Consider the following 20,482-nt stretch of genomic DNA (forward strand, 5'->3'; position numbering starts at 1 on the left):
GCGCAGGGATGAAATGTCCCGGTCGACGGTCAGACCGTGTCGGCCGGCGGCCCGGGGTCGGGCGCCGGTTCCGCTCCGGTCTCGGGAGCGGGAGGTCTCGGCGGATCGAATCGACGTAGGAGGTCCTCCGCTGTCTCGTGGCGGTTGTGCTGCTCGATGAGCTGCGAGAACTGTCGGGCCAGCATCGCCCGCCGGTCGTCGTCCTCCGTGAAGCCCATAGCTTCGAAGAACCCCGACAGGTGGTCTGCAGCCGAGGGCTCACGGCCTGGGAGATCGGCAGACTCCGTGCCGATGTCCGGCGTCCAGGGTCCTCCTGGCCGGTTCGGCAGCATCTCGAGCAGGCGCTCGGGGATGTCGGTGTCGTTGGCAGCGGAGGTCAGCTGCGCCAGCAAGGGGAGGTCGGCCACGGTCTTCGCCACGTGCTCGTCGTTCCTGGTGAGCCACCACACGACGGCGCTGCCGGTGTCCTTGAGGGCGTCCTCGCCCAGATACCGGCGCTTGCTCTGCTCGTACTTGCGCTGGTGCTCCCAGACCGCCTCGTCCTTGCGCACGCCGGCGAGCCGATCCAGACGCTCCTGGTCCTCGTCGGGCAACGTGAGGTTGATGTCCTCCGCCATCGCCCGGAGGTGGCCCGTGGAATCCGGGCACATGCGGCTGAGGGCGCCACCGAGTTCGTGCTGAAGGAGCGAGGCGTGGCCGGGTTCCCGCTTCTCGGCAATCGCGCGGGCCCGGCTGAGGACCGCGTCGACGGCGAGGCCGGCCGGGTTGACGACCGTGCCGCGCCCCGGACCGTCGGCGAAGCACCACCGTACGGTCGCCGAGAAGACGAAGTGGTAGTCGTCCCAGAGGCTCGGGAGCGCGACTCGGTTGACGCGGTACTCAGTTCGCTCCACCGGGGCAGCCGTGAGCTGCTCCTCGAAGCTGACCGGCACCGGGCCGCGGCGCTGCGAGGCCACCCGGAAGGTCACCGCGGGCAGCACGAGAAGAAGCGCGGCCAGCGCCAGCCAGGTCCAGCCGGGCCATCGCTGCACCAGGCCGACGATGGTCAGCAGCAGGCCGCACATAACAGTGAGGAACACGGTCGTCGTCTTGCGTGCGGTCGTCATGATCGCCCCCTTCTGGCCGGTGCCGACGGGGCGGCAGGACCGAGGTTCTGTGCCACGCCGATCTTGTGGAGCAACAGGTCGGTCGTCTCAGTGGAGTGGGCGCCGACGCCCGGAGAAGCGAACTCCGCCTGGCGTGCGGACGCGTACAACGCGGCGAACGCCGCGCCCCGGTCCTCCCCGCATCGGTCGGCGGCAGCGACCAGCAGGTCGAGGAGGACCTCCCCCCGGTCACCGGCGCCCTCGGCCGTCCAGTGCAGCCAGCTCTGTATCTCTGCCCGTGGTGCCACGGGTCGGCCTTCCGGCCGCGACACCGCGTGGGTCAGCACGGCACGCCAGCACGTGATCAGCGAGCGTCGTACCCCGTCCTCGTCGACCAGAGCGCGAGTGGTGACGGAGCGGTCCGTGAGCGGCTCCGGATCGCTGACGCGCAGAAAGATGGCCAGGTCGGTCGGTGCGAGGTCGCCGCGTGCCAGCCGGTCGAGCAGCCTTCGGCGTAGCCGTCGGCTGCCGGCCACCAGGTCGCACAGGGCCTGCAGCGCATGGGCCGTGCCGCGCTCACGCCGGGCGAGATGGTGCAGCCGGATTAGGGCGTGGTCCGGATGGTCCAGCGCGAGGACGTCGGCGCAGACCTGGACCAGCACCTGGGCGAACTCACCGGTCAGCCGGCGGTACGCGCACCACTGGTAGATCCGCTCACGGAAGTCCCTGCCATGGGTGGGGTCCGCGAGACCGCAGGTGAGCGCCTGGACCGCGGCCTCCGACCGGGCTCTGCCCGCTCCCTGTGCGCTCCACCGTTCGGCGAGCGCGGCGAGCGCGTCGGGCCGCCCGGTTCGCAGATACTCACCCGCCAGCCGGGCCACCAGTCCGTCGCGGACGTCCGGCACGAGATGCGGGTCGCTCGACTCGACGACCCGCGCGGCCCACGCGCCGAGGTGCGGCCGCAGGTCGGGCATGTGGTCCCAGAAATGGGCGCGGACGGCGGAGTCGTAGTCCAGCTCGGTGAACCGCACGCGACCGTCCGGCCCGGGGCGGGCCGAGATCTCCGACAGCCGCTGGGCGAGGTCCTTGCGCTGGAGGAGCGGAGTCTCCTCCTCGGGGGCCCCGACCGTGCTCAGCAGAAGTGCGGCCGCCGGGTGGACGACGTCGGCGTGCGCGCCGTGGAGCATGGACACGGCGACCATCAGGGCGCGTTGGGAGGCGTCGGGCAAACCGGCGACGCGGTCGGCGACTTCGGCGCGGCGCCCGGCGCGCGCACGTTTCGCGGCCGCGCACCACTCGGGGAATCCCTCGCCGGGACCGGCCGTTTCGCGGGCACGGCGTATGCGGTCGGCGAAGTCGGCGATCTCCCGCATGGGTTTGCGTTCGCTCAGGAACTCGTCGACAGTGACGTCGTTCCGGAGAAACTGCTCGCACGGCACGCCGTGGGCGCGCAGGTGTCGTCTGAGAACCTCCATGGGGAAAGCTGGCGGTCCGATCTCGACACGGAAGTGCTGCAGGTCGGGATCGAGGGCCCCTTCGTGCGGCATGACGACGACGAGATGGGCCCGCCGCTCGCGCACCGTCTGGCGCAGGGCGGGAAGGCCGCCCCGGGCCGCATGCCACAGACCGGCCTCCGCGGTGGACAGGTCGAGCAGCAGCCGGTCGCCCGGGTCGACGAAAGCCGGGTCGTCGTACAGCGGCAGCTCGTCCCGCTCGGCGGGCAGGAGCTCGCGGAAGGCACCGTCGGGAAGGTGGTGTTCGCGCAACAGTACGCGAGCCGTGGCCGAGCGACCGCTGCCGGGAGCACCGTCGAGGATGACGGTGCCCGTCTCCTCAAGTGTGTTGCGTGCCCTTCCCATGTTGACCGGAGCGACTAACACCCTTCGGATCCAGCGCAGTTGATCATCGGGAAGCTGCCGGAAGACCGGCTTTCGGGGTTCGTCGGCAGCGGAGCCGAGGTTGACGTAGATGTGGCCGTCGCCCGTGTGGGTGACGCCCCGCGTGCTCTCGACCCGGGTGGTGTGTTCTCTGCTCACCGTCGGTCGTCCTGGGGCCGCTCCGTCTCCCCGAACCGCTGGTGGACGTCCCCGTGGTGGTCGCCCTCGGTGTAGGTCGTCCCGGTGCCCGAGATGTAGCGGTCGCCCGACACATGGCGTGAGTTGTTGTAAATGCTGCCGCTGCCCGTGTGGACCGTGCCGTGGGAGTTCTTCACGATCGTGCCGCCGACGTCACCGCTGAAGTCGCCCGCTTGGACGGACGTTCCACTCACGTCCCCGATCGAGTTGTGCACGCTGGTCGACGCCGGCGACGGCTCGCCGGGCTCGATCAGGTCCCGCAGCTCGGGCACCAGCTCGGCGACCAGATCACCGATACGCCGGACGCCGGCCTCGGTGTCGTGAGTGCTGTCGAACGGTACGGACTGCAGATCGGCGAGCCGCGCCAGCTCGGGGGGCATGGCCGCTTTGTTCAGCCGGTCGGTCTTGCGGCCGTCCAGCACGGGAACGACGATGAGCCCGCACTCGAACGCGGCCTCGATCTCCTTGCGCACCCAGTCGTCGGGATCTTGCAACCGACTGCGGAAGTTCGTCCAGTCCGGTCCTACGACGGCCAGCAGCACGCAGCTGTGGCGTAACGCGGTCAGGAGAACCTCGGGGTAGGCGTCCCCTGGGTTGATGGACCTGGACGCGCGGAAAACGCGGTCCTGGCCGAAGCGACGTGACAGCTCCTGGTCGAGGAGGGCCGCGGTCCGCTCGCCGTCGCCGGTGCGGTAGTTGATGAACACGTGGGGCATGCCAGTGACTCCTTCAGATGGTGGAGGGGCGCGACAACGTGCCGAGTCGCGGTCCCAGCCGGCGTACGGAGGAATGGTTCGCGTGGCGCGCCAGGGCGCGGGCGAGCCGTCTCAGGTCGGTCGTGACCGTGGCGGAACCCACGGCCTCCACTCCGTCGAGCAGAGGCGCCGCCAGGTCGCAGGCGTGGTCGATCTCGCCGGCCGACGCGTAGGCGAGTGCGCGGCGGACGCCGTACCTGACCTGGGTGCGAACCGCGTCCCCGCCGACCAGGGCGAGTTGTCGGTCCAGTTCCTCGCTTGCCTCCCGCGGCTGCCCGAGATCGACCAGGCACCAACCGGTGACCATGCCGACCGGATCGGGAAGGTGCATGGTGCCGATCACCGGCTCGTCAGTCCCTTCGTCCTGGAGAGAAAGAAGCGCACGCGCGCGGTCCAGCGCGTCCAGACAGGACCGGCGGTCACCCGCCAGGGCGTGGCCCTGGGCTTCGCGCTGTGCAGCGAGCCCGCGTATCCGCGGGGGCAGGGCCCTGCTCTGTGCGCGACGGGCCAGAGCGACTGTCTGCTCGGCGTCGTCCCGGTACAGCGTGATTAGGGCCCGGCGGACCAGCGCGTAACCCGCCAGTGCCCGGTCGCCGCCGGCGGCCGCCAGATCGACCGCGCGCTGCGTCCACCACAGAGCTGCCCGCTCGTCCCCGGTCTCCTGCACCAGCCAGCCGACGTATTCGGCGTACCGGGAGCCAAGGGCCAGCATGTGGCGACGGGTGCCGCTGTCACAGTGGGCGGACAGTTCCCGCAGGGTGTGGGTCTGTGCGATCAGAACGGGCAGGAGTAGACCGGGCGCCACCGTCTGGCCGAGTCTGCGGTAGTGGGTGAACAGCGAGCGGGAGGCTTCCACCATTTCCGCGCCCGCGGCCGGCGAGGCCGGGCCCGCGCTGTCCGACCGCCACGCCATCAGCGAAGCGGCACCGGCGCCCAGGGCATCCCGTCGACTCAAGGGCTGGAAGGTGTTCGGGCCGTCCGGCGACAATTGCATCATCCAGTCCTCCTCGTGGACAAAGCCCGGCGCCGGATCGACGGGCGGGTCGGTGGTCTCTGGTACGAGCAGGGACAGCAGGGCCCCGCCGGCCCCGAGGGCGGCGTCACACAGGCGGGCGAGGTCGCGGCTGGGGGCCTTCAGGCCCCGCTCCACCTTGCTCAACTGCGCCTTGCTGTAGTGCACGGAGCCCGACAGGGCAGTGAGGCTGAGCCCTGCTTCCAGACGCCGCTTCCTCAACTCCTCGCCGAACCCGGTGGACGGCTGTGGCACGGAAACCTCCAACCCCTCCCGCCATCGGCCGAGTCGGCGCTGCACGTAGCGTGCGGCAGTCTGGCCGGGGCGGACAAGACGATCGATGCTGTTTCCCGTTTCCTTCTCCGACATGGGAACGCGACATGCGCGGCAGGGAGGACCGGAGAAACGGACTATCTGGAAGTCGTGCCGAAAAGGGAGGCGATCGTGCGCTCGACCACCCACTGGAAGACGTCCAGGCCACTGCCGTGGTCCTCGCCCCGCTCGGCGATCACCGGTGTGATGCCGAGAGCCCGCACAAGACTGCGGTACTTGTCATGGTCGTAGCCGCGGTCCGCGAGCAGGGCATCAGGCCGTCGGCGCGGGCGGCCGACCGGTCCCGCTACCCGCGGGATCTTGTCGAGCAGAGGCGGCAACCGGGTGACGTCGCCCACGGTTACCGCCGGTCAGCGACACCGCGAGCGGGATGCCCTGACCGTCGCCCGCCGGGTGCCTTCTCGTCCACTGCGCCGGCGCCATGGGCCTCCTCGGGACCGTCGTCATTCCCGACGCCGAGACGGAAGCCGCAGCCGACTCCATCGCGGCGGTCCTCCGCGTGACCTGCTGTGCCACGATCACCCGCGCCCGCGAGCGGGGCTGGTCCTAGGTCGGCAGGGCAGCCGGTTGCTACGCCACCTGGGGCTGTACGTTAGGCCATGATGAGCGTCCGAGGGAGGGGCGGGCGGCGCCCGACCCGTACGTACGACAGAAGAGCCCCGTATCCGCCATGCCGCCGCCTCCCAGCAGCGATACTGGATGCATGGACCCGACGATCACCGCTCCCCGCGCCGAGGTGCTGCGGGACCGCTACCGCAGCCGACTGCCCGAGCGTTTGCAGGAGCTGGCCGGCCCCGTCGAGGGCAACGTGGACCTGCCGCTCCACATCGTCTGGTCCGGGCGGACGAGCTACAGCCTGGACCGTCCGAAGTCCCGCATGACGCTCTACCGGACTGTCCTCGCCGAAGGACTGAGTGAGGACCTGGTGGCCCTCCTGCACCACCGGCTGCTCACCGAGCAGTGGTTTGTCCTGCGGCGCTTGGTCAGTCCCTACATCCGCGAGGTCTGGGAGGACGCCTTCCCTGAGCTGCTCCGCACCGCTCCGGCCGACACGACCGCCGCGTGAAGCTCACTCCGCTCCACGAGCGTCTCCTCGCCGACATCCTCGACCTCGGCTCCCCCTACCCTCTGGTCCTCACCGGCGGATACGCCGTGCAGGCCCACGGCCTGGTCGAACGCTTCAGCCGCGACCTCGACGTCGCCACCGAGAACCCCGCTCCGATGCAGGAGATCGTCGCCTCACTCACAGCAGGTCTCAGCGCGCGCGGATGGCAGACCACGCACGTCCAGACCGATCCGCTCAGCGGCCGTTTCCTCGTAACCGATCCGGACACCGGCGAGGAGTGCGAGGTCGACGTCCTCAAGGAGGCGTTCTGGGCCCCTCCCGCTCAGACCCCCTACGGCCCCGTTCTTTCCCTCGACGACGTGATCGGCACCAAGGTCCGTGCCCTCGCCGACCGCGGCACCGTCCGTGACCTCATCGACGTCCAGGCAGCCTCCCGCCACCGCTCCACCGCCGACCTCGAATCCCTGGGCCGCCGTCGCGCCCACGACGAGTTCAGCCTTGAAGACCTTAGGGACCGGCTTATCGGCGCGGACTGGTACGAGGATGAGGACTACACCGCTTACGGGCTCACCTCCCGGCAGATCGAAGAACTCAAGGCGTGGGCGCTGGAGTGGGCGGAGGATCTGGGTGCGCGGATCCATGACGAGAACGCCTGAGAGGCGGTCATCGTGTCCATCCCCTCTACCGCCGTTGCAGCGAGAGCATGCGGTGTAGCCAGTAGGTTCCAACCCGGAGCCCACCACGGTGGGTGGCTGCCCTGCACGGCGGATGTGCAGGGCAGCCGAGCGATACCCCGCAGTGGGCTCACGGTGAAACCGGGCTGCGGTATGGCACACCCCGGGCAGCGGCCGTACGCGGGAGTCAGAGCCCCGGGTTCCGCCGAACCTCGGAGAGGAGCCGGGACGCTGCGAGCCCGCCTGTATCTAGGGTAAGGAGCGCGGTCTGGCTGTACTCACGCCAGGTGCGCAGGTGGTCACTGCTGCGGGGCTGACGTTCGCCAAACATGCCCAGCACAATCCGCATCTGTAGCTGCTCGAGACGCTCAGTAAGCCAGTCCCGCCGGACCAGGAGTGTGTTGATCGTTCCGGTGGGCCTGGTGCCTCGCAGGGCCCTCACGACCAGTTGGCCTTCCGAGGTATGCCAGTTGCCGTTGTCGGGGTCGCGGTATAGACCGGCTCCGTTCATGAGCCGCGTGCAGGGGAGGGCCAAGCCGGCAGGGGCTTCCATGGAGCAGTCGTGACCGCTGCTGCTCCATGAGTACTCCTGGAAGGCTGGGTAGGCCCTGAGGGGGGAGCCGTCGGTGGTGCGGGCGAGCCTTGCTGGGGACGCGGGGACCGGTAAAGGTTTGGACCACTGGGCGGCCAGCTTGTGCAGATTGGCAAGCCGGTCCTCGTCAGTGAGGGCTGTCTTCGTGCGGCGGCCCTTGAACTGCTCCAGAAGGTCGAGAATCTCCTCGTCGTCCAGATTGCTGGGATCGACAACTGTGGGAGAGCCGCTGTCGGCGTCGCTCGTAATGGGGCCGCCGGTGAGTGTGGCGGGTGGTTCGGAGTCGCCGATTGAGTAGTCGGTGTGGGAGAGCGTGTTGCCGTCATCCGTGTCGTGTTCGAGCAGGGGAAGCTCGCCCAGGTAGACGGCATGCCAGGCGGGGGGTTCCGGCATCCAGCGGCCCATGAGACTGCGCGAACTCAGGAACTCCATGACCTGTTCGTGCTGGGCGTCCTCGACGAGCCAACTGTGCACGATGTGCCACTGTTCTGCCTGGCCGGTCCAGTCTTTCCCGGCGGCGTGATCGGAGACGTACTCGTTGAGTACGACCCAGACAGCTCCGTCCAGGGTACGGCTGCCCAGTTGTGCGAGGTCTGGCAGCTCTTCGGTGCCTTCAATCCACTCTTCGAGTCGGTCACGTTCGGGCAGCGAGGGAGCGGGCGGGTTCCACTGATTGTCGAGGACAGTCGGGCGGAAGGTGTCGTGACGGGTGTCCGCGTCGGATGCCGGGACGGCGTCGACCGGTTCGGACAGGGGACGAGGGGCCGGCAGGAGCGTGGGATCGATGTCGGTCAGGTACAGTGCCGCAGCGCCTGGATAGTAGGTGAACTGGCGCGTCGGTCCGTGTTTCATGTGTCGATGGTTGGCGAGGCGTTCGACCAGTTCATGAAGACCCAGCCAGGAGTACTTCTTTCCGAAGCGTTCTGCCTTGTGGTCTTCCCGCCCGCCGCGGCCCTGACCGTAGATGTCGTCGATGGCACCGAACCTCTCAGGCGTCCAGCCGCGGCGGGCGGCGTTGTCGAGGACCCAGCGGCTGGCCCACTCCTTGTCGACAGTGGCTGCGGCAAGTAGCTGTTCGCGGGTCGGGGCTGGCGTACACGCGGCGAGCAATTGCTGCTGCCCCTCGTTGAGGACTTGCTGCTGCCGCCAGCTGTTCTTCAGGAGCGTTCTGATGCTTTCGTCCGATGCCAGGACGTCTCGGACGGCTGCAGGCAAGCTGTCCCGGAACAGGGCAACAGCCTTGTGTACAAGCGGTGCGGAGTCGGGCTGCGGAGGACGGGGAGTGGTGAGAGGTAGATCGCTGAAATGGTCGACTGCGGGGCGCACCTCGTAGTTGGTGAAGTCCGCCAGTCCCGAGAAGGAGGACCTGAGGCTCGCCCAAAGGCGCTCCCCGGCCTCTCCGCGAATGGGGTAGCGGGCATCAAGAGTGTTCTCATCCGGGGCTTCCCCAACCTCCGGGCACGCATGGGGATGGTGGGTGCGTGCTTCTTCCTCGTCGCTGACACGCCCTGTTTGATGTGCCATTCTGACGATTCGGGTGGCGGCGTCGCACAGCAGGGCGTTGCGCGAGGCGTGAGCCGCCCCAGCTGCATTGCCGTAGGCACTGTCGAGGACCCGGCGTGCAACGCGGGCCAGCAGTTCGGGCTGACTGCGCGATGCATCGGTTCGGGCCAGAACGCCGTAGGCGGCCAGAACGAGCCTTTCGAAGAGGTAGGGGTCGTCCACCAACGCGGCGTCCTGGTCGAGGAACTGGTCGAGCAGCCCGACCAGCACATCGGGATATCCCAGGAGGAGCTGGATGGCTGCCTTGGTGGCGCGGTCGCGCAGAAAGCGGTTGGGGGAGGTGAACGTCCACACCAGGGTGACGGCGGCGAGCCGCGCGACTTCCTCGGGTGGCTCCTGCGTTGAACCTGTGGCCGTCATGAAGGCGCCCGGCCGCCGCACCCACGTGGTGGCGGGGGCCGGTAGAGGGCGAACGCGGTCCGGAGTGGGAAGCTGCTCCGCCCAGCGCAGCAACCGGTGCAGGGCCGAGGTCTCGTTCAGCATCGAGTAGGTGTCGATGCCCCACCAGGCGTCGCGGTCGGCGGGGGAGTGGCTGAGCAGGTTGCGATGCAGCTCGTCGGCGTTGAGGCGGTGGCCGGGCTGGGTGGCGACCGTTAGTACTGCCTCCAGGACCTCTTGGTCCATCTCCCATTTGGCGGCCGCTTCGTTGTCGCCGAATGTGCTGCCTCGTTGGACACATCCTGCATCTGGCGGCCCGCCTCCTGAGCCTTTGACAGAAGTCGGGCCACCTGCGCAGCCGCAGCGGCCATTGCCGAGGCCGGCATCCACCCCGGGCCAACCTCGCGCGCTACCGAGAGCAACTCAAGGGCACCTTCGGTCGCCTTGGCAACCCCGTCGGACATCTGTGCGTACAGCTCGTTGAATGGTGCTCTGCCCGCTTCATTCAGCCCGGCAGGTAGGACTCGTGCCAGCGAGGGCACTCCAGGCATGGCGTCCACGAGATCCTGCGCACACGCTTCCAGGCGCGCCCGGAACGTCGACGACAAGGCGCAGCCGTCAATGACTGACGCGATCGGCAACGCCACATGATGCTGGGGCGTGTAGCGGTCGTGGGCTATGTTCTCTGCAACTCGCTGTCGCTCACGCAGCCACTCCAAGCCCAGCGCACGCTGCTCGAAGAAGAACCACTGACGCCCTTCGTTGCCCGGTTCCAACAAGCGCTCCAGCAGGTGGCCACCATCCAATAGGTCGATGTCGATGTCCCCAACGCCAGGCAACTCGCGCTTCCACTTGGCGACCTCGTCGTTCCAGCGCTGTCTGGCCCCCCGTACCGGCTTACCCTTGACCTTGTGTGCCGGGTCAGGCAGGTCGAAGGGGACCCAGAACGTCAGTCGGACGACGTTCCGCACTCCTCGGTTACGGCCCACAGCTGCGACGCTCTCGCCAGCGAGGGGCAATAGCCGCTGGACGTCATGGACGAATTTGACCTGGTGGCCGTGGCACCGCCCATCAGTGGCCTTGTCATACCACTCCACACCCCCGTCGGGCGCAGCGGTCTTGACCGTGACCCATCCAGGCGGGGCAGCGCCCCGCAGCTGAAAGCACAGCTCCTCGAAGGCACGGTCCTGACTGCCGGCCCACGAACGGATGCTGAACCAGTCGAACGCATGCGTGGCCCCGCCACCGGACACTGCTGCCCCCTTGACTGAACGAACGCGGCAGCGGAAATCGCCACGTGAGAGCATCTTGCCGCACGCCGCGGGTGGCCACTGCCCCCGCACGTGGCTACGTCCACTGGGTTTCGACGCCCAGCTACCGTGCCAGGTGACCACGTCGTTGGGGGAGCATCGCATCGCGCTGGCGGCGGTCGCCGCCCAGGTCAGCCCGAACTGCCGGAGCGCATCTGCGGGCGGGGAGAGGGTAGCTGTCGGTCAGTCCGGGATCCATCGCATGCGGTAGCGCGCCTGGAGTTCGTCGGCGGTCATGCCCTTCCGCTGCGCGCGTTCCTGCTGCTCGGCATCCGGCCCGAGCCCATCGGGGAGGGGCGCGTCATCGAAGGCGAGCTCGGGGGTCTCCCGTGGCCCAGGCCGGAGATGCCGACAAGGCCGGGTGATCCGCGCGTTGCCATGAACGGTCCCGCCCTGCTGTAGGGGAGAGTCAGCTGGCCTGGCGCGGTGTCCCACAGATTGTCGTTGGTGTCTGTGTGGAGGCTTCCGATCCAGGTGGTGTGCCGGTCGCAGGTGTGGTGCCGTCCCTGGAGCAGGTCCCGCACCGGGTTCGGCCTCGTCGGAGGTTGGTCAAGGTCACCGTGGCTTCGGCCCCGCACGCACAGCGGCAGCGCCACCGGTCGGTGGTTTTGCCAGGGTAGGTCTCCAGGGGCTCGAACCCAGCCTGGCGGACCTCGGCAGCAGCCTTCGCCGGATCAGTTCGACCGCCGGCCCGAGGGCACTTCTTACACCCCGTCGTTCCTGACCGGACGAAGGACAGACGCGTCATGACCTTGTTCCCACAGGAGCAGCGGCAGTGCCATGGGTCCGTGGCCCGGCCCGGGTAGGGCTCCAACGGCTGGAACCCGGCCGCGCGCATCTCGGCCTCAGCTTGCTCGGCGTTCGATGACTTAGAGGAGCAGAAACGGCAGCGACTCCCTCCGTTGTTGACGTTGGAGTAGGTGGGGGTGCTCTCGCGGCCGCATGTGGTGCAGCGGCAGTGCCAGGGGGTCTGACTGGTGCGGTAGGGCTCCAGCGGTTCGAACCTGGCCGCGCGCATCACTTCAACCGCCTTGGGGGCGGTCGCGGCGGCACGTTTGGCCTGGGCCGCTCTGGTCCGGCAGACGCGGCAGCCCTGGCCCCCGTTGTGTACGGCGTTGAAGGTGGGCCGGCCCTCGTGCCCGCACGTGGTGCACCGAGAAGGCCAGGTCGCATTCGTACGCCCTGGGTAGGACACGAGCGGCTCGTACCCGCGGGCGCGCATCTCCTCGGCGGCAGCCTCCGCGTCGAACATGAAGGCGGCCCGGGGCCGGGCACCCGCCCTCGGAGCGTAGGCGCCGGGTGAGCGGCGGGTCTCCTCCTCGACCATGGCCCACACCTCGCCGGCGCTGACGCGGTCAGTGGAGCAGGTCTCGCTCCACCCGTTCGGCATGACCTCCTTGGTGAGGAACGGGCACAGCTTGGCGCTCCGCAGGCGGTCCAAGACGGCCTGCTCGACGTCGTAGGCGGCAGCCCCGGTCGCATAGTCGCCGGCCCGGTACAGCTTCCACCCCTGACGCTCGTGCTGCAGGAGACGGGAGGTGTAGCCGGTGCAGGCGCCGATGCCGACCTTGACCGCGTTCCACTCCCGGTGAGTGATCACGTAGAGCTTCGCCGGCCCGGTCAGGTCGATGCCGTGGGTAGCGCACATTCGGCAACCCTTGCCGGTACGGACACCGGTCAGCCGAAGGTGCACTTCGTGCCCCGCCGGGCAGCGGCACAGCCACCGCTTGTCACTCCCGGGGTAAGGCTCCAGCGGCTCGAACCCGGCCGCCCGCATCTCGGCCGCGCACGCCGTAGGGTCGAGCGGCGCGCTTCCCGCGCAGTGTCCGCAGCCGTACCCGCGGCCCTTGACGCCGGAGTACACGGGCTTCGACTCCTTCCCACACGTGGTGCAGCGGCAGTGCCAGCCCACCGAAGAGCCGGGATACGGCTCTAGCGGCTCGAAGCCGTGCGCCCGCATCAGAGCGGTGGCCTCAGCCGCATCGGTACGGCGGGCAGCAGCCCGCTGCTTGTACCCCTCCGCCCGGCAGACCGGACACGGGTCGTAGCCGCTGCGGACGCTCGACGCCTTCACCCGGACCACCTCGCCGCACGTCGCATGGCGGCAGCTCCACGGTGCGGCGGCGGACACGTACGGCTCCAGCGGCTCGTACCTTGCCTCGCGCATCATGGCCTCCGCTTTTTCGGCGTTGGCCTCGCGCTGCCGCCGGCCGCGGACCCTGCGATTGCACGTGGCGCAGCCAGACGCCGTCCCCTCCTTGATCAGGTTCCGGACTGCTGACAGTCGGGGTGTGCCGACGGCCCCGCACGCGGTACAGCGACAGCGCCACGGTGTCTGGCTGTTGAGGTACGGCTCCAGCGGCTCCAGACCGACCGACCGCATGTCCGCCTCGGCCCGCTCGGCCCCGCCGGCGCGCTCCTGGAAAATCGCCCGGCGACTTTCTTTCGCGCACTCCGTGCACCCGACCCTGCCGGCGCTGAGGTACGCCGGTCGCGGGGAGACGATGCTTCCGCACGCCAGGTGCCGGGACCGCCACGGTTGCCCGCTCCCGGGATAGGGCTCCAGCGGCTCGTATCCGGCTGCCTGCATTGCGGCGGTGTGCTTGGCCTCAGCTGCTTGACTGCGCAGGCGCCCTGCATCCTCGCGGTCGGAGACAGAGTTGCGGAAGAACGAGCGAACCATGCGACGATTCTCGCGCTTCAGCGCGAGCAACGAGCCCTGGTTCGTGGTCCTCTTCGAGAGTTGGCTTGCAGGGCGTCAGCTGTCGTCCAGTTCCAGGATGACCACGCCGGGGGAGATCCTGCTGCTCCGCGCCATCGCGTCGCGCACTGGCCGCATGCTGGTGGGTCCTGCGGATCATGGAATAGACGTTCGCATCCCAGGCGCTCAGTCCTGCTCGCTTGCAGCAACGTCGGCACCGGGCCCGTACACGCTTCCGCTCCCCGCGCCGAAGGGGGCCCGTGCGCCACCGGCCGGGGTCGGTCTCCTACCACGCCTCCTGCTCGCGAAGCCGCCGGGCGGGAAGCCGTCGCTCGCGAGTTCCACGCTGCCGAGGGGCCTCGGGCGGGCGGCAACCAGCGAGCCGACTTCCGGAGCGGTCGAGCGTCGACCGGCTGATGGCCAAAGGGGCCGTGTCCCGTGCACCGGAGCGATGTCGGTGCCCGACAGTTTGGTGGTGCGTGGGCAGACGTCGTCCTTGTGCAGAGAGGTTTCCCACACATCTGATAGCTCGTCAGGTAAGTCAGCATCCGGTCAGCATGAGTCCCCGCGAGTTCTGGGGCGATCGTCCCCAACAGATGCCTGAGCGAAGGGGAAGCCCAGGTAGGAAGCCGTCTCGCCTGACCGGAGCGATGTTCCTCACAAACATCTCACGGGGGTGTCGGTGTAAGGTCGAGACCGCCCTTGACCTGTACAAAGCAGGCAGGGAGCCGTCCCCCAGGAGTCCAAAGTGCTGCGTACTCTGTTCAAGTCCAAGATCCACCGCGCCACCGTCACCCAGGCCGACCTGCACTACGTGGGATCCGTGACCATCGACGCCGATCTGCTGGACGCCGCCGATCTGCTGCCCGGTGAGCTCGTCCACATCGTCGACATCACCAACGGCGCCCGGCTGGAGACCTACGTCATCGAGGGTGAGCGAGGCTCGGGCGTGGTCGGGATCAACGGTGCCGCCGCCCATCTCGTCCACCCCGGAGATCTGGTGATCATCATCAGTTACGCTCAGGTCACCGACGCCGAGGCGAGGGCGCTGAAGCCGCGGGTCGTGCACGTGGACGGCGACAACCGGATCGTGGCCCTCGGGGCCGACGCCTCGGAGCCGGTACCGGGCTCCGACCAGCGGCGCAGCCCGCAGGCGGTCTCCGTCTGAGCGACGCGTCGGCCGGACCGTCCGCCCCCCCATCGCACCGGGAGTGCCCATGAGCGACATCGAGATCCGCGACGACCGGGCGGCGGGCCGTCTCGAAGCCCTCGGCGGGGCGGGCGAGGTCGTGGGCCGTATCGAGTACTTCGTCCTGGAGTCGCCCGCCCCCGCCCTCGTCCCGGTGCACACCATCGTGGAGCCGGCCCACGAGGGCCAGGGCATCGCGGGTTCCCTCGCACGCGAGCTGTACGGCATCGCCGCGCGTGAGGGCGTCCCGGTCGCGCCTCTCTGCCCGTACGTCGTGAAGTGGGCCGCCCGCCACCCGGAGGAGGCCCCGCCGGCCGACCCCGCCCTGCTGGCCGCGGCCAAGGACTGGCTGCGCGCCCATCCCGGCCGTTTCTGACCGCCGACCGGGGCCCACCCGGGTGAGTGTCCGGGGCGGCGCCGGGTACGCGGGGGAGTAGTCCAGAGCCAAGCGACACGACTGGCCGGAGGACACGATGACCACCCCACCCGACCCCGCCCCGCCGACCCCGACACCGGGCCCTCCGGACCCGTACCCCACCCCGGTGCCGACCCCCGAACCCCCACCGGCCCCCCAGCCGCCCCCGATGCCGGGCCCACCCCCGGAGCCCTCACCGTCACCGATCCCCCCGGGCCCGGAACCAGTCCCCAACCCGGAACCGGGCCCGCCGCTGACGTAGCAGCGGGTGGGCGGCACGTTCCGAACACCGCCCACCGCAACCCAGCCGGGGGCGTGGGTAACTGCGCGACCAGCCCCCACCCACCCGCACTCCTGACCAGGCGCTACGCCCCAGCCTCCGACCGGTCCCCACCCCACAACGTGTGGAACGCCCCCTCCCGATCCACCCTCCGATACGTGTGCGCCCCGAAGAAGTCCCGCTGCCCCTGCGTAAGCGCCGCAGGCAACCGCTCGGCCCGCAACGCGTCGTAATACGCGAGCGCCGCAGCGAACCCGGGCGTCGGCACCCCCTGCCGCACCGCCGCCACCATCACCTCGCGCCAGTCGTCCTGCGCCGCACCGATCTCCGCGGCGAACGTCTCGTCCGACAGCAGACTCGGCAGATCCGCCCGCGCGTCGTACGCCGCCCGGATCCGGTCGAGGAACGCCGCCCGGATGATGCACCCGCCCCGCCAGATCGCGGAGACCGCGCCGAGGTCGATGTCCCAGCCGTACTCGTCGCCGCCGGCCGCGATCTCGTGGAACCCCTGCGTGTACGACACGATCTTCGAGGCGTACAGCGCCTGCTCCACCCGGTCCGCGAACGCCGCCGCCTCCGCCTCGCCCAGCGGCGCCGCCTTCGGTCCGGTCAGCCCCCGCGAGGCCTCCCGCAGCGCCGCGTGCCCGGACAGCGACCGCGCGAAGACCGCCTCCGCGATCCCCGACACCGGCACCCCCAGGTCGAGGGCGATCTGGACCGTCCAGCGGCCCGTGCCTTTCTGCTCCGCCTGGTCCACGACCACGTCCACGAACGGCTTCCCGGTCGCCGCGTCCACATGGGACAGCACCTCGGCCGTGATCTCGATCAGATACGAGTCCAGCCGGCCCCGGTTCCAGGTCCGGAAGATCTCCGCGATCTGCGCCGGCGCGTACCCGGCGACGTCCCGCAGCAGCTGGTACGCCTCGCCGATCAGCTGCATGTCGGCGTACTCGATGCCGTTGTGGACCATCTTCACGAAGTGCCCGGCGCCGTCCGGCCCGACGTGTGTGACACAGGGCGCGCCGTCCGCCGCCTTCGCGGAGATCTTCTCCAGCATGGGGCCGAGCGAGCCGTACGACTCCGTGGAGCCGCCCGGCATGATGCTCGGCCCGTGCAGCGCGCCCTCCTCGCCGCCGGAGATGCCCGTGCCCACGAAGTGGAGGCCCTGCTCGCGCAGTTCGCGCTCCCGGCGCCGGGTGTCCGCGAAGTGCGCGTTGCCGCCGTCGATGATCATGTCGCCGGGTTCGAGGAGCGGGGCGAACTCCCGGATCACCGCGTCGGTCGGCTCCCCGGCCTTCACCATGATCACCAGGCGGCGGGGCCGCTCCAGCGCCGCCACGAAGTCCTTGGCGGTCTCCGCCGCCACGAACGCGCCCTCGTGCCCGAACTCCTCCACCAGCGCGTGGGTGCGCGCCACCGTCCGGTTGTGCAGCGCCACCGTGTAACCGTTGCGCGCGAAGTTGCGGGCGAGATTGCGGCCCATGACCGCGAGTCCCGTCACACCGATCTGCGCTGTAGTGCTCATAGGGCTGGCTCCTAGGGGTGGTGCCCGTCTGTTTCGTCCTAGGCCATCCTTACGGGTTTCCCGCGTCCATGGGTGCACCGGGAGCGGCTGATTGCGGTCTTGTCACGGGCTGTGAACGGCCCGTACTTTTGCCCCTCCTGACGCTTGTCGAGGGGGAACTCCATGGCCGTACGCGGCCGGCACCGCCGGTACCAGCCGAACAGGATCAACCGGGCCTCACTCACGGTCACCGCGGGCGGCGCCGGTATGGCGATACCGCTCATCGGAGCCGGCGCGGCCCAGGCGGCCGACGTGGACACCTGGAACAAGGTCGCCGCCTGCGAGTCCAGCAACAACTGGCACATCAACACCGGCAACGGCTTCTACGGCGGCCTGCAGTTCACCCAGTCGACCTGGGAGGCGTACGGCGGCAAGCGGTACGCCCAGCGCGCGGACCTGGCCACCAGGGACCAGCAGATCGCCGTCGCGGAGAAGGTCCTCGAAGGCCAGGGGCCGGGCGCCTGGCCGGTGTGCTCGGTGCGCGCCGGACTGACCCGGGGCGGCGACACCCCCGACATCCACCCGAACGGCACCTCCGGCACCACGGCGGCCAAGTCGGGCAAGTCGGCCAAGACCTCGCTGAAGGACGTACAGCCCCAGGCCACCCCCCAGTCCCGGGCCGGTACCGCCGAGATGTACACCGTCGTCCGCGGCGACACCCTCTCCGGCATCGCCGACACCGAGGACGTCAAGGGCGGCTGGCGGCGGCTCTACGCCGCGAACCGGACCACCATCGGCGCCGATCCCGACCTGATCCTGCCGGGCCAGCGGCTGAAACTGCGCGCCCCGGCGGGGACCTCCGCCCCCACGACGAGTCCGAGCACGTCCAGATCCCGCACCGAGCAGGAATCCGACACCGACGACAAGGCGCAGACCGGCCATTCCCTGGTCGCCCCCGTCGCCGCGGCCACCGGGACCCCGTACCACGCGACCGGCTCCTCCTGGTCGAAGGGCTACCACACCGGCGTCGACTTCCCCGTCCCCACCGGCACCTCCGTGAAGGCGGTCGCCTCGGGCAAGGTCGTCAGCGCGGGCTGGGGCGGCTCCTTCGGCTACCAGGTGGTCATCCGGCACGCCGACGGCCGCTACACCCAGTACGCGCACCTGTCCGCGATCTCGGTGCGGGACGGGCAGTCGGTGGGCGGCGGCCAGCGCATCGGGCGCTCCGGCTCCACCGGCAACAGCACGGGCCCGCATCTGCACTTCGAGGTGCGGACGGGGCCCGGTTTCGGTTCGGATGTCGACCCGCTGGCCTATCTGCGGGCCGGCGGCGTCAGGATTTGACGCGGACCCGATGCCGGTCGACGGCCGGCATCGGGATGTACGTCGCGCTCCAGAGCGGGCTCTGGAGGAACACCACCGGCCGGTCGGCCCGGTCCTGGTCCGGCGCCTCGTCGAGGTCGGCGAGGCCGTCCAGGCTGTCCAGGTCGTCGAGGGGCTCCCCGGCCTGGACCGGCACGAGCGGCTTCTCCCGCCGCTCCTGCCGCATGCCCTCCCGCATCTCCACGGCCGCCAGCAGATCCTCCGGCAGTCCCGCCATGAGCGGCGCCGCCACCGCGTCCCCCGCGATCAGAGCCGGTTCCGCCGGTGCTGCGGCCTGCGCCGGTGCTGCGACTTCCGCCGGTGCGGCCACAGCCCCGGCCACAGCGGATCCTCCTTGAAGACGCTCGGTGGTCAGCAGGATGAGCCCGCCCGCCGCCACCACTCCACAGCCCAGGGCGAGCACGGTGCCCGTCGTGCCGTACCGGAACGTCTCGCCGAACATCGTGATGCCGACCGCGGCGGCCACCACCGGGTTGACCACGGTCAGCGTGGCCAGCGGCGCCGCCAGGCCCGCGCCCCGGTAGGAGGCCTGCGACAGCAGCATGCCGGCCGTGGCCAGCACGCCGATCACGGCCAGGGAGGGCACATCGGCCGTCGACACGCCGTCGGTCCAGTCGACCGCGACGGTCTTGGTGAAGACGGACGACATGCCGAAGGCTATGCCGGACGCGGTCGCCAGCAGCATGCTGCGCACGGCCGGATGCCGGTGCGCGGCCCGCCCGGCCACCATCAGGGCCGCCACCGCACCGGCGGTGACCACGGCCACGCTCACCCGCTGCGGGGTGCTCAGCGACTGCGCGTCGGAGGCGCCGACCAGGGACAGCAGACCGGCCAGACCCACCGTCGCCATGATCGCGCCCCGCCAGGCCGTCGCCCCGGCCCTGCGGCCGACGAACAGCGCGGCCATCGGCAGCGCGAACACGATGGTCAGCGCGCCCAGCGGCTGCACCAGGCTCAGCGGACCGTAGGCCAGCGCCACCACGTGCAGCAGCCCGCCGAGGCCGTTCAGCACGACCGCCGCCCACCAGCCGGGGCGGCGCAGCGGCGCGTACTCCCCGTCCGGCGAGGACACCGCGACCTGCTCCTGCACGATCGCGCCGGACGCGTACGCCACGGCGGAGACCAGCGACAGGACCACGGACAACGCGAGGGCGCTCATGAGCTGCTCCTCTGCGTGAGGCCGGGGCCCGGGACCCGGCGCGGCGAACGGTCGGCTTTCATACCCAACACGATGCCTTGTCGATCTGTTCCCGTCGTCGTACCTGAGCACTCAATGAGTCCTACTGCCGATGGAGTACGAAGGGACCACGGTCCTCCCTCAGACGGGTGACGCATCGGGGATCCCCCTGATCGCGGCCCCCGAGCCCCTTGGTACTACTGCACTTCGTGGACCTCGACCCCCAACTCGCCGCGCTGCGCCCGCTCGGCGGCTTCTTCCTCCTACGCGTGGCCGGAGAACCGCCCCGCCCGCTGCCGACCCTCGCACGGACCTACGCGAACGAGTCGTCGGATGTTTACGGAAATCCCCTGACTTTCCGTGTCCGCAAGGTGAGCCGGGCGCTGCGGGCCCCCGAGGAGCGGATCGGGGCCTCCGTGGCCCAGCAGGGGCTCGCCGCCCGGCTGTGGTCGGCGGCCCTGGGCTGTGCCGCGCTGTACGGCGCGATCCCCGACCTGGATCCGCGGCTCATCCGCTGGGACCCGGACGGCAGCGCCCCCGACGACCTGTGGCTGACCGAGGTCAGGGCCCTGCCCGGCGACGCCGCGACCCTCGCCGCCGCCGTACTGGACGGTCATCTCGCCCCGCTGTCGGCGGCCCTGCGCGCCCACCACCCCGTCGCGCCCGGCCTGCTGCGGGGCAACGCCGCCTCCGCCCTGGCCGGAGCCGCCCGGCAGCTGGAGCACTGGGCGCGCACACAGGGCCGGCCCGGGACCGCCGCACGCGCGCGTGCCCTCACCGCCGACCTGTTCACCCACCCCCTCCTCGCGGACACCGGCGTCCGCACCGACACCCCGGCCGGCACCGCCTTCCGCCGCCGCAGTTGCTGTCTCTACTACCGGGTGCCCGGCGGCGGAGTGTGCGGCGACTGTTGCTTCACACGACCCCCGCGCTCTTCCCCGCGCGCCCCGTCTGGGTGACCATGAGGGGAACCAGCCGTTGAGAATGGGG

General features: G+C 70.1%; 16 protein-coding genes and 1 pseudogene. 7 read left to right on the top strand and 10 right to left on the bottom strand.

Annotated features, from left to right (window positions below; genetic code table 11):
- Positions 1-29: 29 nt before the first annotated feature.
- The 5 genes and pseudogenes from ABZ464_RS32885 to ABZ464_RS32905 form a co-directional block, all read right to left on the bottom strand.
- Positions 30-1,106, bottom strand: coding sequence for a hypothetical protein (locus tag ABZ464_RS32885; RefSeq protein ID WP_359283018.1), 1,077 nt, complete (start codon positions 1,104-1,106; stop codon positions 30-32).
- On the bottom strand, positions 1,103-3,121 hold the full coding sequence (locus tag ABZ464_RS32890) for a hypothetical protein (protein ID WP_359283021.1): 2,019 nt from the start codon (positions 3,119-3,121) through the stop codon (positions 1,103-1,105). The genes ABZ464_RS32885 and ABZ464_RS32890 overlap by 4 nt, the downstream gene beginning before the upstream one ends.
- Complete coding sequence (locus tag ABZ464_RS32895) at positions 3,118-3,876, bottom strand: toll/interleukin-1 receptor domain-containing protein (protein ID WP_359283023.1); 759 nt, start codon at positions 3,874-3,876, stop codon at positions 3,118-3,120. The genes ABZ464_RS32890 and ABZ464_RS32895 overlap by 4 nt, the downstream gene beginning before the upstream one ends.
- Positions 3,877-3,889: 13 nt before the next feature.
- On the bottom strand, positions 3,890-5,182 hold the full coding sequence (locus tag ABZ464_RS32900) for a helix-turn-helix transcriptional regulator (RefSeq protein ID WP_359283025.1): 1,293 nt from the start codon (positions 5,180-5,182) through the stop codon (positions 3,890-3,892).
- 176 nt (positions 5,183-5,358) lie between these two features.
- Positions 5,359-5,635 (bottom strand): annotated as a pseudogene (locus ABZ464_RS32905) (transposase); the annotation flags it as partial.
- 46 nt (positions 5,636-5,681) lie between these two features.
- Between ABZ464_RS32905 and ABZ464_RS32910 the strand changes: the two are divergent.
- From ABZ464_RS32910 to ABZ464_RS32920, 3 genes are all read left to right on the top strand, one after another.
- Entirely contained in the window at positions 5,682-5,810 is a 129-nt protein-coding gene (locus ABZ464_RS32910; protein ID WP_281261912.1) for a hypothetical protein, read from the top strand.
- A 153-nt stretch (positions 5,811-5,963) separates the two neighbouring features.
- Positions 5,964-6,326, top strand: a complete 363-nt coding sequence (locus ABZ464_RS32915; RefSeq protein WP_359283028.1) for a hypothetical protein — start codon at positions 5,964-5,966, stop codon at positions 6,324-6,326.
- Entirely contained in the window at positions 6,323-6,982 is a 660-nt protein-coding gene (locus ABZ464_RS32920; RefSeq protein ID WP_359283030.1) for a nucleotidyl transferase AbiEii/AbiGii toxin family protein, read from the top strand. The genes ABZ464_RS32915 and ABZ464_RS32920 overlap by 4 nt, the downstream gene beginning before the upstream one ends.
- A gap of 205 nt (positions 6,983-7,187) precedes the next feature.
- On the opposite strand, the gene ABZ464_RS32925 is transcribed toward ABZ464_RS32920, so the two are convergent.
- From ABZ464_RS32925 to ABZ464_RS32935, 3 genes are all read right to left on the bottom strand, one after another.
- Complete coding sequence (locus ABZ464_RS32925; protein WP_359283032.1) at positions 7,188-9,779, bottom strand: hypothetical protein; 2,592 nt, start codon at positions 9,777-9,779, stop codon at positions 7,188-7,190.
- Positions 9,749-10,786, bottom strand: coding sequence for a hypothetical protein (locus ABZ464_RS32930; RefSeq protein WP_359283034.1), 1,038 nt, complete (start codon positions 10,784-10,786; stop codon positions 9,749-9,751). The genes ABZ464_RS32925 and ABZ464_RS32930 overlap by 31 nt, the downstream gene beginning before the upstream one ends.
- A gap of 466 nt (positions 10,787-11,252) precedes the next feature.
- A complete protein-coding gene (locus ABZ464_RS32935; protein ID WP_359283037.1) occupies positions 11,253-13,556 on the bottom strand; it encodes a hypothetical protein in 2,304 nt (767 codons plus the stop codon).
- A 736-nt stretch (positions 13,557-14,292) separates the two neighbouring features.
- Here ABZ464_RS32935 and panD point away from each other — a divergent pair.
- Both panD and ABZ464_RS32945 read left to right on the top strand, forming a co-directional pair.
- Complete coding sequence (gene panD / locus ABZ464_RS32940) at positions 14,293-14,712, top strand: aspartate 1-decarboxylase (RefSeq protein ID WP_359283039.1); 420 nt, start codon at positions 14,293-14,295, stop codon at positions 14,710-14,712.
- 49 nt (positions 14,713-14,761) lie between these two features.
- A complete protein-coding gene (locus tag ABZ464_RS32945; RefSeq protein WP_359283041.1) occupies positions 14,762-15,109 on the top strand; it encodes a GNAT family N-acetyltransferase in 348 nt (115 codons plus the stop codon).
- 404 nt (positions 15,110-15,513) lie between these two features.
- Here ABZ464_RS32945 and gndA read toward each other — a convergent pair whose 3' ends face one another.
- On the bottom strand, positions 15,514-16,953 hold the full coding sequence (gene gndA / locus ABZ464_RS32950) for an NADP-dependent phosphogluconate dehydrogenase (protein WP_359283043.1): 1,440 nt from the start codon (positions 16,951-16,953) through the stop codon (positions 15,514-15,516).
- A gap of 162 nt (positions 16,954-17,115) precedes the next feature.
- On the opposite strand from gndA, the gene ABZ464_RS32955 reads away from it, so the two are divergent.
- The gene (locus ABZ464_RS32955; protein ID WP_359283045.1) at positions 17,116-18,276 is read left to right on the top strand and encodes a transglycosylase family protein; all 1,161 of its coding nucleotides are present in this window, start codon (positions 17,116-17,118) and stop codon (positions 18,274-18,276) included.
- On the opposite strand, the gene ABZ464_RS32960 is transcribed toward ABZ464_RS32955, so the two are convergent.
- On the bottom strand, positions 18,266-19,474 hold the full coding sequence (locus tag ABZ464_RS32960) for a DMT family transporter (protein WP_359283047.1): 1,209 nt from the start codon (positions 19,472-19,474) through the stop codon (positions 18,266-18,268). The two genes, ABZ464_RS32955 and ABZ464_RS32960, sit on opposite strands and share 11 nt — an antisense overlap.
- 227 nt (positions 19,475-19,701) lie before the next feature.
- Between ABZ464_RS32960 and ABZ464_RS32965 the strand changes: the two genes are divergently transcribed.
- A complete protein-coding gene (locus ABZ464_RS32965) occupies positions 19,702-20,451 on the top strand; it encodes a (2Fe-2S)-binding protein (protein ID WP_359283049.1) in 750 nt (249 codons plus the stop codon).
- Positions 20,452-20,482 lie beyond the last annotated feature (31 nt).

This window comes from Streptomyces sp. NPDC005820, from assembly GCF_040630255.1.
GTDB lineage: Bacteria > Actinomycetota > Actinomycetes > Streptomycetales > Streptomycetaceae > Streptomyces.

What these genes read in the sequence shown, in the direction of transcription:
- ABZ464_RS32885 (WP_359283018.1), bottom strand. Translation starts at nt 1,106, where the DNA reads ATGACGACCGCACGCAAGACGACGACCGTGTTCCTCACTGTTATGTGC.
- ABZ464_RS32895 (WP_359283023.1), bottom strand. Translation starts at nt 3,876, where the DNA reads ATGCCCCACGTGTTCATCAACTACCGCACCGGCGACGGCGAGCGGACC.
- ABZ464_RS32910 (WP_281261912.1), top strand. Translation starts at nt 5,682, where the DNA reads ATGGGCCTCCTCGGGACCGTCGTCATTCCCGACGCCGAGACGGAAGCC.
- ABZ464_RS32915 (WP_359283028.1), top strand. Translation starts at nt 5,964, where the DNA reads ATGGACCCGACGATCACCGCTCCCCGCGCCGAGGTGCTGCGGGACCGC.
- ABZ464_RS32925 (WP_359283032.1), bottom strand. Translation starts at nt 9,779, where the DNA reads ATGGACCAAGAGGTCCTGGAGGCAGTACTAACGGTCGCCACCCAGCCC.
- ABZ464_RS32945 (WP_359283041.1), top strand. Translation starts at nt 14,762, where the DNA reads ATGAGCGACATCGAGATCCGCGACGACCGGGCGGCGGGCCGTCTCGAA.
- gndA (WP_359283043.1), bottom strand. Translation starts at nt 16,953, where the DNA reads ATGAGCACTACAGCGCAGATCGGTGTGACGGGACTCGCGGTCATGGGC.
- ABZ464_RS32955 (WP_359283045.1), top strand. Translation starts at nt 17,116, where the DNA reads ATGGCCGTACGCGGCCGGCACCGCCGGTACCAGCCGAACAGGATCAAC.
- ABZ464_RS32960 (WP_359283047.1), bottom strand. Translation starts at nt 19,474, where the DNA reads ATGAGCGCCCTCGCGTTGTCCGTGGTCCTGTCGCTGGTCTCCGCCGTG.